This window comes from Streptomyces fumanus (assembly GCF_014655295.1).
Lineage (GTDB): Bacteria > Actinomycetota > Actinomycetes > Streptomycetales > Streptomycetaceae > Streptomyces > Streptomyces fumanus.
The window spans coordinates 115,508-130,417 of sequence record NZ_BNBI01000017.1; the positions used below are offsets into that span (position 1 = coordinate 115,508).

1 protein-coding gene is annotated in these 14,910 nt (G+C 74.8%); it reads right to left on the bottom strand.

Features of this window, described 5'->3' with window-relative positions; genetic code table 11:
* Positions 1 to 45: 45 nt before the first annotated feature.
* Positions 46 to 14,856, bottom strand: a complete 14,811-nt coding sequence (locus IE316_RS30685; protein ID WP_190207792.1) for a type I polyketide synthase — start codon at positions 14,854 to 14,856, stop codon at positions 46 to 48.
* Positions 14,857 to 14,910: the final 54 nt, after the last annotated feature.

Genomic DNA, 14,910 nt, shown 5'->3' on the forward strand with positions numbered 1-14,910 from the left:
CGGGTGCCTGGAGCGAGGCCGGTTGGAGTACGTCCATGTCGGGGGTCAGGCGGTGCCCAGTTCCCGATCGAGCAGGTCGAAGATCTCGTCGGCGGAGGAGGCGGCGAGCGCCTCTCCGCTCAGGGCGGGGGCCGGTGCGTCGGCCTCCGTCCGGTCGCGCCACTTCCACAGCAGGGCCTCCAGGCGGCGGGTGACCGCGGCCTGGGTGTCCTGGTCGGACGGGAGTCGGTTCAGGGCGTTCTCCAGGCGGCCGAACGCGCCCTCGGCGGGGGTGGCCGCCGGTGTGTCGTCCAGCGCGAGTTCGGTGGCCAGGTGCGCGGCGAGCGCGGCCGGGGTGGGGTGGCTGAACACGAGCGTCACCGGCAGGCGCAGCCCGAGAGCGGTGCCGAGGCGGCCGCGCAGTTCGACGGCGGCCATCGAGTCGAGGCCGAGTTCGCGCAGCGGTTTGTCGGCGGTGACGTCGTCGGCGCTGTGGCCGAGGACGGCCGTGACGTGGGAGACGACCAGGTCGCTCAGCGCGCGCTGCCGGTCGGCCTCGCCGAGTGCGGCGAGGCGGCGGCGCAGCGCGTCCCCGGCCGCGGTGTCGGGGGCGGCCTCCGGGGCGGTCTCGTCGGCGGGGCGGGCCGTCGTCAGCAGTTTGGGCGCGAGGGACGACGACGCCGCGGTCCGGGCGAGGGTGTCCGCGAACTGCTCCGGGGAGACGGCGCGCAGAGCGAGGGAGCGGACGGTGAGCGCGGGGGCGCCGGTGTCGGTGACGGCGGCCAGCGACAGGGTGCCGGGGGCGCCGCCGGCCGCCTCCAGCCGGACCCGCAGGGCGGTGACGCCGGCCGTGTGCAGGGTGATCCCGGCCCACGCGAACGGCATCAGAATCTCTCCGGCGGCCCCGGTGTCCTCGGTGTCCAGCGCGCCGGCCGCGCGCAGGGCGGCGGTCAGCAGGAGGGGGTGCAGGCCGTGCCCGGAGGCGGTGCGGCGCTGGTCCGGGGAGAGCGCGACCTCCGCGTACAGGTCCGTGCCGGAGGACCACACGGCGCGCAGGACGTCGTGGCCGGTGTCGTCCCCGGCGGGGACCGGCAGGGGTTCGGCGGCGGGCGGGGGCCATGCGGCGAGGTCGTCGGCGATCTCGTCCACGGCGTCGGCGCCGTCCGCCGCGAGGGCGAGGAGCCCGTCGGCGTGGCGGGTCCAGGGGCCGGCGGTGTCGGGGTCGTCCGGGCAGGAGTGGACGGCGACGGGGTGGCGGCCGTCCGCGTGGGCGGCCCCCACCGTCACCTGGACCCGGACGCCGCCGTGCTCGGGGAGCGGCAGGGGGGCGTGCAGGGTGAGTTCCTCGACGGTGTCCAGGCCGGTCGAGCGGGCGGCGTGCAGGGCGAGGTCGACGAAGGCGGCGCCGGGCAGGAGCGCGGTGCCGGGGGCGAGGTGCTCGGCGAGCCAGGGGTGGGTGCGGCGGCCGATCCGGCCGGTGAGGACGACGCCGTCGCTGTCGGCGAGCGCGACCGCCGCGCCGAGCACGGGGTGGGCGCAGGGCACGAGGCCGAGCCCCCGGGCGTCGGCCGTGCCGCCGGTGGCGCCGGTCAGCCAGTAGCGCTCCCGCTGGAACGCGTAGGTGGGCAGCCCGGCCGGCCGTGGCCCGCCGCCGGGGAGGGTGCGGTCCCAGTCGACGTCGACGCCGTGGACGTACGCCTGGGCGAGGGCGGTCGTGAAGCGGTCGGGGCCGCCTTCGCCGCGCCGCAGCGTGGAGAGCACCGCCGCGCGGGCGCCGGTCGACTCGACGGTCTCCAGGATGCCGGTGGTGAGCACGGGGTGGGCGCTGGTCTCGATGAACGCGTCGTGTCCGGCGTCGAGCAGGGCGCGGACGGTGTCGTCGAGGAGGACGGTTCCGCGCAGGTTGGTGTACCAGTAGGCGGCGTCGAGCCCGGTGGTGTCGTCCAGCGGGCCGCCGGTGACGGTGGAGTAGAAGGGGATGTCGGCCGCCTTGGGGGTGAGGTCGGCGAGGTCCGTGAGGAGCCGCTCGCGCAACTCCTCGACCTGCGGGGAGTGGGAGGCGTAGTCGACGGGGACGCGGCGCGCCCAGATGCCGTCCCGTTCGCAGTCGGCGAGCAGGGCGTCCAGGGCGTCGGGGTCTCCGGAGAGGGTCACGGAGTGCGGGCCGTTGACGGCGGCGACGGAGATCCGCTCGCCGTGCGGGGCGGTCAGGCCGGCGGCCTGTTCGGCGGAGACTCCGACGGAGGCCATGCCGCCCCGGCCCGCCAGGGCGAGCACGGCGCGGCTGCGCAGGGCGACGACCTTGGCGCCGTCCGCCAGGGTGAGGGCGCCGGCCACGCACGCGGCGGCGATCTCGCCCTGCGAGTGCCCCACGACCGCGGCGGGCCGCACGCCGTGCGCGCGCCACAGCTCGGCCAGCGACACCATCACTGCCCACAACACCGGTTGCACCACATCGACCCGCTCCAGCCACGCGTCCGACTCAGAGCGCAGGACCGAGGTCAACGACCAGTCGACGAACGGCGCCAGCGCCTCCTCGCACGCCTGGATCCGTTCGGCGAACGCGGGTGACGCCGTGAGCAGCCCGCCGGCCATCTCGGCCCACTGCGAACCCTGACCGGGAAAGACGAACACCGGACGGGCCTCAGACTGTGCCACCCCCGTGACCGCGTCGACCCCAGAGTCGCCTTCCGCCAACCCCGTAAGGGCCGCGCGCAACCCCTCCGGGGTGGTGGCGGTGACGACGGCCCGGTGGGTGAGGGCGGCCCGGGAGACGGCGAGGGCGTGGGCGAGACCGGTGAGTTCGGGGGCGTCCGGGGTGGCGAGGTGGTCGGCGAGACGGCGGGCCTGGGCGCGCAGGGCCCGCTCGGAGTGGCCGGACAGGAGGAACGGCAGCAGGGTGCCGTCCGACGCGGCGGGGGCGGGGAGCGGGGGTGCGGCGGGCGGCTGTTCGAGGACGATGTGGGCGTTGGTGCCGCTGATGCCGAAGGCGGAGACGCCCGCGCGGCGGGGGCGGTCGAGCCGGGGCCAGGGGCGGGGCTCGGTGAGGAGTTCGACGGTGCCGGACGACCAGTCGACGTGCGGGGTGGGGTCGTCGACGTGCAGGGTCGCGGGCAGGACGCCTTCGCGCATCGCCATCACCATCTTGATGACGCCCGCGACTCCGGCCGCCGCGGTGGTGTGCCCGATGTTGGACTTGACGGAGCCCAGGTAGAGGGGCCGGTCCTCGGGCCGGTCGCGGCCGTAGGTGGCGAGGAGGGCCTGGGCCTCGATGGGGTCGCCGAGCGCGGTCCCGGTGCCGTGCGCCTCGACCGCGTCCACCTCCCCCGCCGTGAGCCCCGCGTCGGCCAGCGCCTGCCGGATCACCCGCTGCTGCGACGGCCCGTTCGGCGCCGTCAGCCCGTTGCTGGCACCGTCCTGGTTGACCGCGCTGCCCCGCACCAGCGCCAGCACCCGGTGCCCGTTGCGCACCGCGTCCGACAGCCGCTCCACGAGGAGCAGCCCGACGCCTTCGGACCAGCCGGTGCCGTCGGCGGCGGCGGCGAACGCCTTGCAGCGGCCGTCCGGGGAGAGCCCCCGCTGCCGGCTGAACTCGACGAAGCCGGTCGGGGTGGCCATCACGGTGACCCCGCCCGCCAGCGCCAGCGAGCACTCGCCGCGCTGCAGGGCGCGGGCGGCGAGGTGGAGGGCGACCAGGGAGGAGGAGCAGGCGGTGTCGACGGTGAGCGCGGGGCCCTCCAGGCCGAAGGCGTAGGCGACCCGGCCGGACAGGACGCTGCTGACGCTGCCGGTGAGCGCGTAGCCCTCCACGCCCTCCGGGAGGTCACCGCCGCTGCCGTAGCCGCAGGCGGCGCCGCCGACGAAGACGCCGACGGGCCGGCCCTTGACGGCGGTGGGGGCGATACCGGCGTTCTCGAACGTCTCCCAGGTCGTCTCCAGGAGCAGCCGTTGCTGCGGGTCCATGGCGAGGGCCTCGCGCGGGGAGATGCCGAACAGGGTCGCGTCGAACTCGGCGGCGGTGTCGAGGAACCCGCCTTCGCGCGCATACGTGGTGCCGGGGCGGTCGGGGTCCGGGTCGTACAGGGCGTCGAGGTCCCAGCCCCGGTCGTCGGGGAACTCCGACACGGCGTCCACTCCGTCGGCGACCAGCCGCCACAGGTCCTCGGGGCCGTGCACGGCGCCGGGGTAGCGGCAGGCCATGCCGACCACGGCGATCGGGTCGCTGTCGAGCGCGGCGGGGGCCGGGGTGTCGCCGTCGGAGGGCCGGTCGGCGCCGGCGAGTTCGCCGAGCAGGTAGGCGGCGAGGGCGCCCGGGGTGGGGTGGTCGAACACCAGGGTGCTGGGCAGGTCCAGGCCACTGGCGCGGGCGAGCCGGTCGCGCAGTTCGACGGCGGTCAGCGAGTCGAAGCCGAGGTCGCGGAAGGCCCGCCCGGCGGGGGGCAGTTCGCCGGCCGGGAGGGCGAGCGTGGCGGAGACCTCGCGGCGGACCAGGTCGAGGAGGAGCCGTTCGCCCTCCTCCGGGGTGGCCCGGCCCAGCCGCCGGATCAGCTCCGGCTCGCCCTCCGGCCCGGGTCCGGCGGCGGGGCGGTCGGCTCGGGCCTGCTGGACGCGGGCCTCGGGCAGGTCGGCGAGGAGGGCGCTGGGCCGGAGCGCGGTGAAGCGGCGTACGAAGGGTTCCCAGTCCACGTCGGCGAGGACGGTGACCGCCTCGGGCCGGGCCACGGCCCGCGCCAGCAGCGCGATCGCCCGGTCCGCGGCCATGGCGCGCAGTCCGCGCCGCGCCAGGTGCTCGCCGCTCTCCCCGGCCGCCATCCCGGCACCCGCCCACGGGCCCCAGGCGAGGGCGGTGGCGGCGAGGCCGCGGGAGCGGCGGTGCCGGGCCAGGGCGTCGAGGTACGCGTTGCCCGCCGCGTAGGCGCCCTGCGCTCCGCTGCCCCAGGTGCCGGCGATGGAGGAGAACAGGACGAAGGCGTCCAGCGGCCGGTCGCCGAAGAGGGCGTCGAGGTGCTCGGCGCCGAGCACCTTGCCCTCGGTGATGTACGCGCAGGCCGCGAGGTCCGTGTCGGTGAAGGGCGCGGCCTGGGCGACGCCCGCCGTGTGGACGACGGCCCGGATCGGCGCCCCCTCGTCCTCGATGTCCGCGATCAGCCGGGCCAGCGCGTCGCGGTCGGCGACGTCGCAGGCGGCGACGGTGACGCGGGCGCCGTGCGCGGTGAGTTCGGCGGTGAGCGCGTCGGCGCCGGGGGCCCGCGCGCCCCTGCGGGCGGTGAGCACCAGGTGGTCCGCACCCTCGGCGGCGGCCCAGCGGGCGACGTGGGCGCCCAGGCCCCCGGTGCCGCCGGTGATCAGGACGGTACCGGTGGGTGTCCAGCCCGCCGTCCGGTCCGGTGCGACGGTGCGGCGCAGCCGGTGCGTCCAGGTCCCGGTGGTGCGCAGCGCGACCTGGTCCTCGGTGTCGTCCCCCGCGACGAGGCCCGCCAGCCGGGACCACACCCGGTCGTCGGCGTCCGCCGGGAGGTCCACCAGCCCGCCCCAGGCGGTGGGCAGTTCGAGCGCGGCGGACCGGCCGAACCCCCACACCTGGGCGCGGTCCGCCGGGGGCGCGGGCTCGGCGCCGACGGCCACCGCCTGCTCGGTCACACACCACAGGGGGGCGGTGCACCCCGCGTCGGACAGTCCCTGGACGAGGCTCACGGTGTCGGCGAACCAGGCGGTCAGCGCCGGGTGTTCGGGGTGCCGTCCCGGTTCGCCGGCCAGCAGCCACACGATCCCGTCGAGCGGGCCGACCGCGCGGACGCGGTCCGCCGCCTCCTCGCGGGACAGGCCGGTGGGCAGGCTCAGGGCCTCCACGCGGGCTCCGGCCCGGGCGAGGGCGTCGGCGCAGCGCCGGGCCGGGTCCGCGGCGTCGGCGCGGTCGATCACGAGCCAGGTTCCGGTGAGGGGGCGGCCGTCCTTCGGTGTCCACGGCTGCCAGACGGTCTCGTAGCTCAGTGTGCGGTCCCGCCGGCCCCGGTGCCAGGAGGCGAAGGCGGGCAGCACATCGGCGAGCGCGTCCCGCCGTTCGCCGGCGAGGTCGAGGGAGTCGGCCACCCGCTCGGCGTCGCCCGCCTCGACGGCGGCCCAGAACGCCGGGTCCGCGTCGCCCACCGCGGTGGGCTCGGAGGCGGACGGTTCGAGCCAGTACCGCCGCCGCTGGAACGAGTACCCGGGCAGGTCGACGACCCGTGCCCCGCTGCCCGCGAAGAAGACCGCCCAGTCCACGGGCACCACGGCGAGGGCACCCACGAACGTCGCCCACTCGTCCCGGCCGGCCCGCAGCAAGGGCTGCGCGACCAGGCCGTCCTGCCGTGCCATGGCGGTGAGTACGCTGTCGGGGCCCAGCTCCAGGAACGTCCTGACCCCAGCCGCACGCAACTCCGCCACACCGTCACCGAAGCGGACGGCTTCGCGGACCTGACGCACCCAGTAGGCCGGGTCCGTCAACTCCCCCGCCGACGCCACCCGACCGGTCAGGTTCGACACGATCGGCAGTTGCGGCTCCGCGTACGACACGCCCTCCAGCACCGCACGGAACTCCGCGAGCATCGGCTCCATCCGCGCCGAATGGAAGGCATGGCTGACCGCCAGCCGCTTCGTCTTGCGCCCCAGCTCCTTCAACGCATCGGCAGCCGCCAGGACAGCGGTCTCGTCCCCGGAGATCACCACCGACGACGGACCGTTGACGGCCGCGATCTCCGCACCGTTCCCGAGTACGTCCGCGACTTCGGCCTCCGTCGCCTGTACCGCGACCATCGCGCCGCCGACCGGCAGCGCCTGCATCAGCCTCCCGCGCGCGGCCACCACAGCAGCCGCGTCGGAGAGCGACCACACACCCGCCACATGCGCCGCCGCCAACTCCCCGATCGAATGACCGAGAAGGAAGTCGGGACGTACCCCGAAGGACTCCACCAACCGGAACAGCGCCACCTCGACCGCGAACAACCCGGCCTGCGTGAACACCGTCTCCCCCAGCAGCTCCCCCTCCCCCCACACCACATCACGCAGCCCATGCCCCACATGACCGGCCAACTCCCGGTCCAGCTCCGCGACCACCGCGTCGAACGCCTCCACGAACACCGGGAACGCCGCATACAACTCACGCCCCATCCCCACCCGCTGACTCCCCTGCCCACTGATCAGGAAGGCGAGCCGTCCTCCGACTCCGGCGGAGCCTGTCACCACGCCGGGGGCGGTCTCTCCTCGGCCGAGTGCGTCCAGGGCGGGCAGGAGGTCGGCCGGGTCGGTGGCGGTGAGTACGGCCCGTTCGGACAGCGTGGCGCGGGCGGTGGCCAAGGTGTAGGCGACGTCGGACAGTCGGGGCGCCGGGGTGGTCCGCAGGAAGGTGGCGAGGGTGCGGGCCTGGGCGTGCAGGGCGCCGGTGGTGTGACCGGAGAGGACCACGGGCAGTGCGGTCGGCCGGGGTTCCGGTGCGGGGGCGGGGGGTTCGGGGGCCTGTTCGAGCAGGACGTGTGCATTGGTGCCGCTGATCCCGAACGAGGAGACCGCGGCCCGGCGCGGCTGCCCGGTCTCGGGCCACGGGGTGGTCTCGTTGAGCAGGCGCAGGGCTCCCGCGTCCCAGTCGACGTGCGGGGAGGGCTCCGCCGCGTGGAGGGTGGGCGGCAGGACGCCCTCGCGCAGGGCCCGCACCATCTTGATGACGCCGGCCACGCCCGCCGCGGCCTGGGTGTGCCCGATGTTGGACTTGACGGAGCCCAGGTAGACGGGCCGGTCCTCGGGCCGGTCGCGGCCATAGGTGGCGAGGAGGGCCTGGGCCTCGATGGGGTCGCCGAGCGCGGTCCCGGTGCCGTGCGCCTCGACCGCGTCCACCTCCCCCGCCGTGAGCCCCGCGTCGGCCAGCGCCTGCCGGATCACCCGCTGCTGGGACGGACCGTTCGGCGCCGTCAGCCCGTTGCTGGCACCGTCCTGGTTGACCGCGCTGCCCCGCACCAGCGCCAGCACCCGGTGCCCGTTGCGCACCGCGTCCGACAGCCGCTCCACGACCAGGACACCGACGCCCTCGGCCGGTCCGAACCCGTCGCCGTCCGCCGAGAACGCCTTGCAGCGGCCGTCGGCGGCAAGTCCGCGCTGGCGGCTGAACTCGACGAAGAGGCCGGGTTCCGACATGACGGTCACGCCTGAGGCGAGCGCCATCGTGCACTCGCCGCCCCGCAGGGCCCGCACCGCGAGGTGCAGGGCGACGAGCGAGGAGGAGCAGGCGGTGTCGACGGTGACGGCGGGACCCTCGAAGCCGAAGGTGTAGGCGACCCGGCCGGAGCCCACGCTCGGTGTGTTCCCGGTGCCGAGGTAGCCCTCCAGCTCCTCGGGGGCCCGGTCGAGCCGGCCGGCGTACTCCTGGGCGACCAGGCCGGTGTAGACGCCGGTCAGGGTGCCGGTGAGGGAGTCCGGTGCGACGCCCGCGTGTTCCAGGGCCTCCCAGGAGGTCTCCAGCAGGAGCCGCTGCTGGGGGTCCATGGCGAGCGCTTCGCGGGGGTTGATGCCGAAGAGGTCGGCGTCGAAGAGGTCCGCGTCGTGCAGGAAGCCGCCGGAACGGGCGTAGCTGGTACCCGCGTTGTCGGCGTCGGGGTGGAAGAGGCGGCTCAGGTCCCAGCCCCGGTTGGCCGGGAACTCGGTGATGGCGTCCACGCCTTCGGAGACCAATCGCCACAGGTCGTCGGCCGAACGCACGTCTCCGGGGTAGCGGCAGGCCATGCCGATGATCGCGATCGGCTCGTCGGCGTCGGCGCGGGCCGTCAGCGCTTCCGGAGCGGCCGGTGCCGGTCGCGCGCCGCCGGGGAGTTCGGCGTCGAGGTGGCGGGCCAGCGCCGCGGAGGTCGGATGGTCGAAGACCAGGGTGGCGGGCAGGCGCAGCCCGGTACGGGCGGAGAGCCGGTTGCGCAGTTCGACAGCGGTGAGCGAGTCGAAGCCGAGGTCCTTGAAGCCCCGGTCGGCGGCCACGGCCGTCGGGTCGCCGTGTCCGAGGACGGCGGCGACGTGCTCCTGGACCAGTTCCAGCAGCACGCGCGAACGCTCGGCGGGCGCCAGCCCCGCGACTTCGTGCTGCCAGTCCGACCCGCCCCGCTCCCCCTCGGCCGCCACGACGCGCCGCACGGGCGCACGGACCAGCCCGTGGAACACACTGGGCAGCGCACCGGTTCCGGCCAGCGTGCGCAAGGCGGCCGTGTCCAACCGCGCGGCCACCACGAGCGCCTGCGGCAGGGACCGGCCGGCGTCGAAGAGACGCAGCCCGAACTCCGAGGAGAACGGTACGAGCCCCCCGCGCGCCATCCGGTCCAGGTCCTCGCGGTCGAGGTGCCCGGTCATCCCACTGGCCTCTCCCCACAGGCCCCAGGCCAACGAGGTACCCGCGAGCCCGGCTTCCCGCCGGTGCGCGGCGAGGGCGTCCAGGAAGGTGTTGGCGGCGGCGTAGTTGGCCTGGGCGGGACCGCCGAGGATGCCGGCGAGGGAGGAGAAGAGGACGAACGCGGCGAGGTCGTGGCCGGCGGTGAGTTCGTGCAGGTTGACCGCGCCGTCGACCTTGGCGCGCAGGACGCGTTCGAGGCGCTCGGGGGTGAGCGACTCGATCAGACCGTCGTCCAGCGCGCCCGCCGCGTGGATGACTCCCGTCAGGGGGGTGGGTATCCGTTCCAGGACGGCGGCGAGGGCCTCCCGGTCGGACACGTCGCAGGCTTCGACGACGACCCGGGCGTCCAGCCCTTCCGGGACCTCACCGCCGCTACGGCTCAGCAGGACCAGATTGCGTACGCCGTGCTCCTCGACCAGGTGCCGCGCCACGAGCGTGCCCAGCGTGCCGGTGCCGCCCGTGATCAGGACCGTGCCGTCGGGATCGAGCCGCCTGGGCATGCGCAGTACCAGCTTGCCCGTGTGCCTGGCCCCCGACATGAACCGGAACGCCTCCGGCGCCCGCCGCACATCGAACGACCGCACCCCGATGGGCTCCAGCACCCCGGCCGCGAACAGCGGCATCAGCACGCCGAGCATCCGGGCGATCCCGTCCGCGCCCGCCGCCTCGACCAGATCGAACGCCTGGTAGGAGACGCCTCCGTGCTGGGCGGCCACCTCGGTCGCGTCCCGGAGGTCCGTCTTGCCCATCTCCACGAACCGGCCGCCGTCGCCCAGCAGCCGCAGCGAGGCGTCGGTGAACTCGCCCGCGAGGGAGTTGAGTACCACGTCGACGCCCTCGGCGAACTTCTGCTCGAAGTCGAGGGTCCGGGAGCTGGCGATGTGGGAGTCGTCCAGGCCCATCGCCCGCAGGGTGTCCCACTTGCCCTCGCTCGCCGTCGCGAAGACCTCGGCGCCGAGGTGACGGGCGATCTGGATCGCCGCCATGCCGACCCCACCCGCACCGGCATGCACCAGCACCCGTTCACCGGGCTGGAGTCCACCCAGCTCCACGAGCCCGTACCAGGCCGTCAGGAACACGACCGGCACCGACGCGCCCTGCTCGAACGACCACCCCTCCGGCATCCGGGTGACCATGCGCTGATCGGCGACGGACTGCGGGCCGAAGGCCGGGAACAGCCCGAAGACAGCGTCGCCCACGGCCAGGCCCTCGACGCCCGGGCCGACCTCGGTCACCACCCCGGCCCCCTCGGACCCCATCTCCGTGGCACCCGGGTACATGCCCAGCGCGATCAGCACATCGCGGAAGTTGAGGCCGGCCGCCCGTACCTCGACCCGCACCTGACCCCGCTCCAGCGGCGCCACCGGAGACTCCGTCAGTGCCAGCCCCTCGATGGTCCCCTCCCCCGACGCCCCCAGACGCCAGGAAGCGGAGGACGGCAGCACGTCGAAGGCCCCACCGCCCCGCACCAGCCGGGGTACGAGAACCCGGCCCTCGCGCAGCGCCGTCTGCGGTGCGCCGCTGCTGATCGTGGCGTCCAGCAGTGCCGCCGACTGCGCGGTGTCGTCGGTGTCCACGAGGGCGAACCTGCCGGGGTGCTCGCTCTGGGCCGTCCTGACCAGACCCCACACGGGGGCGTGGGCGAGGTTCGGCACGGCGTCGCCCGGCGCGGCGGCCACCGCGCCGTGCGTCACCACCACGAGCCGCGCGTCGTTCCCGTCCGCGAGCCAAGCCTGGATCCGCTCCAGCACGGCGGCCGTCGCCCGCACGGGCCCCTCCCCGTCGGGGAAGGGCAGGGACGCGCAGTCGAGCAGGGTGACGGGCTGGCCGTCCGGAGCGGCGGCGGGGGCCGGAACCCAGTCCAGGCGGAAGAGGCTGTCGGCGGTGTCGTCGTCGAGCCGGCCGGCCGTGAACGGGCGGAGGGTGAGGCCCTGCGCGGTGAGGACCGGTCGCCCCGTGCTGTCGTAGGCGTCGACCGTCACGGTCTCGCCGCCCCGGACGGCGAGCCGGACGCGCAGCGAGGCCGCGCCGGAGGCCCGCAGGCGTACGCCGTTCCAGACGAACGGCAGGCGGATCGCGCCGCCCTCGGCGTCGAGGTCCGTCAGCGCCGCCGCCTGGAGGGCCGCGTCCAGGAGGGCGGGGTGCAGTCCGAAGCGGTGGGCGGTGTCGCGCTGTTCCGCGGGCAGGGCGACTTCGGCGTACACGCCGTCCGTGGCGCGCCAGGCGGCGCGGAGTCCTCGGAAGGAGGGTCCGTAGGCGTAGCCCGTCTCGGCCAGGTCGGCGTAGAAGGTGTCCAGTTCGATCGGCTGGGCGCCGGTCGGGGGCCAGGTCGGCAGCTCGGGGCCGTCCGAGGTGGCGGATTCGTGGACCAGCAGGCCCTCGGCGTTTCGGGCCCAGTCCGCGTCGGTGTCGTCGTCGGGGCGGGAGTGGACGGAGACACTGCGGCTGCCGTCCGGGTTCGGGGCCGCGACCAGCACCTGGACCTGTACTCCGCCGTGTTCGGGCAGGACCAGCGGGGCCTGGAGGGTGAGTTCCTCAAGGACCCCGCAGCCCGCCGCGTCCCCGGCCCGGATCGCCAGCTCCACGAAGGCGGTGCCCGGCAGCAGGACCGTGCCGTCGACCGCGTGGTCCCGCAGCCAGGGGTGCGAGGACAGCGACAGCCGCCCGGTGAGCAGGAAGCCCTGCCCGTCGGCGAGGGACACCGAGGCGCCCAGGAGGGGGTGCCCCTCACCGGTGAGCCCGAGCCCTGCGACGTCGTCGAGTCCGGCGGAGGCAGTGTCGCGCAGCCAGTAACGCTGGTGCTGGAAGGGGTAGGTGGGGAGGTCGGGTCCGGTGGTACGGGCGGTGCCGACGAGGGGGGTCCAGTCGACGGCGAGGCCGTTGGCGTACGCCTCTCCGAGGGCGGTGGTGAAGCGGCGCAGGTCGCCCTCGTCGCGGCGCAGGGTGCCCAGGACGACCGCGGCGTCCTCGACCGTGCCCTCGACCGGTGTCGTCAGGACGGGGTGGGCGCTGGTCTCGACGAACGCGTCGAAGCCGTCCGCCAGCAACAGGCGCACCGTCTCCTCGAAACGGACCGTCTGACGCAGGTTCGTGTACCAGTACTCCGCATCCAGCGCACCCGTCTCCACCCGACCGACCATGACCGCCGAGTAGAAGGGGACCCTGGGCGTCATCGGCTCGATACCGGCCAGGTCGGTGAGGATGCGGTCCCGGATGGACTCCACCTGGGCCGAGTGCGAGGCGTAGTCCACCGGGACCCGACGCGCCCAGACGTCAGCGGCGTCGCAGTCGGCCAGGAGCGCGTCAAGGGCATCCGGCTCACCCGCGACCGTCACCGAACCGGGCCCATTGACGGCGGCCACCGACACACGCCCCTCGTAAGCGGCGATCAGCTCAGCAGCACGCTCGGCCGAAACACCGAGAGACGCCATGCCGCCCGTGCCTGCCAGCTCCACGATCGCCAGGCTGCGCAGCGCCACAACCTTCGCCGCATCATCGAGGGAGAGCGCACCCGCCACACACGCGGCGGCGATCTCACCCTGAGAGTGCCCCACCACAGCAGCCGGGACGACACCGAACGACTCCCACAGCCCGGCCAGCGACACCATCACCGCCCACAAGACCGGCTGCACCACATCCACCCGGCCCATCCAGTCCTCCTCCGAGGACCGCAAGACCTCCCCCAACTCCCAGTCCACATACGGCGCTAGCGCCGCCTCACACGCAGCGATCCGCTCCGCGAACACCGCAGACTCGTCCAGCAGACCGGCCGCCATCCCCACCCACTGCGACCCCTGCCCGGGGAAGACGAACACCGGCCGAGTCGAGGACCGCGCACCGCCCGGCACCGACTCCCTGGCCGCCAACTCCTCCAACCCCGCCACGAGTTCATCGCGATCGCCAGCTACGACCACACCCCGGAACTCCAACGCGGACCGAGCCGCCACCAAGGCCGAAGCGACCCCACTCAGCTCAGCCCCGCCCCGCACATACGCGGCAAGCCGCTCAGCCTGAGCCCTCAGCCCCTTCTCCGACCGCCCCGACACCACGAACGGCAACACCCCACCAGCAGCAGGCACCTCAGCAGCCTCAGCCGCCTCCGGAGCCTCCTCCACGATCACATGTGCGTTCGTCCCACTGATCCCGAACGACGACACACCCGCACGCCGAGGACGCCCACTGTCCGGCCACTCCCGCGCCTCGGTGAGCAACTCCACCTCACCCGCGGACCAGTCGATCCGCGTCGACCGCTCCCCCGCGTGCAGCGTCTGCGGCAGCACCTTCGCCCGGATCGCCTGGACCGCCTTGATCAGCCCGGCGACCCCCGCGGCCGCCCCGGTGTGCCCGATGTTCGACTTGACGGAGCCGAGCCACAGCGGCCGGTCGGCGGGCCGGCTCTGTCCGTAGGTCGCCATGAGGGCCTGGGCCTCGATCGGGTCGCCGAGCGTCGTCCCGGTGCCGTGTGCCTCGACGGCGTCGACGTCGGCGGCCGACAGCCCCGCGTCGGCGAGGGCCATGCGGATCACCCGTTGCTGGGAGGGTCCGTTGGGAGCGGTGAGTCCGTTGCTGGCGCCGTCCTGGTTGACGGCGGAGCCGCGGACGACGGCGAGCACCCGGTGCCCGTTGCGTTCGGCGTCGGAGAGCTTCTCGACGAGGAGCAGCCCCACGCCGTCCGCGAGCCCCATGCCGTCGGCGCTGTCGGCGAACGCCTTGCAGCGGCCGTCGGCGGCGAGTCCGTGCTGGGCGCTGAAGCCGAGGAGCTGACCGGGCGAGGAGAGGACGGTGACGCCGCCGACGAGGGCGAGCGTGCACTCGTCGCCGCGCAGGGCCTGGACGGCGAGGTGGAGGGCGACGAGGGAGGAGGAGCAGGCGGTGTCCAGGGTGACGGCGGGGCCTTCGAGGCCGTACAGGTAGGAGAGCCGGCCGGAGACGACGGCGGCGGCGGTGCCGGTGGTGAGGTGTCCGGCGTATTCGTCGGGGACGCTGCCGGAGGTCCAGCCGTACTCCAGGTTGTTGGTGCCGATGAAGACGCCGGTGCGGCTGCCGCGGAGGGTGGCCGGGACGATTCCGGCGTGTTCGAAGGCTTCCCAGGAGGTTTCGAGGAGCAGCCGTTGCTGGGGGTCCATGGCGGTGGCTTCGCGCGGGGAGATGCCGAAGAAGTCCGCGTCGAAGCCGGCGACGTCGGAGAGGAACCCGCCGTGCCGGGTGTAGGTGGTGCCGGGGTGGTCGGGGTCGGGGTGGTAGAGGCGGTCGAGGTCCCAGCCCCGGTCGTCGGGGAGGGGGCCGATGGCGTCCTCGCCCCGGCTGACGAGGTCCCACAGGTCTTGGGGAGAGGTGATGTCGCCGGGGTAGCGGCAGGCCATGCCGACGATGGCGACGGGCTCGGCGGTCTCGAGCTCCTCGATGCGCCGGCGGGCGTCGTGGAGTTCGGCCGTGGCCCACTTCAGGTATTCGCGAAGCGTCTCTTCACTGGCCACGGCAGTCCTCCGGTACTGGGGTCGTGGTGTTCGTGGTGCGGGGATGGCGTACGG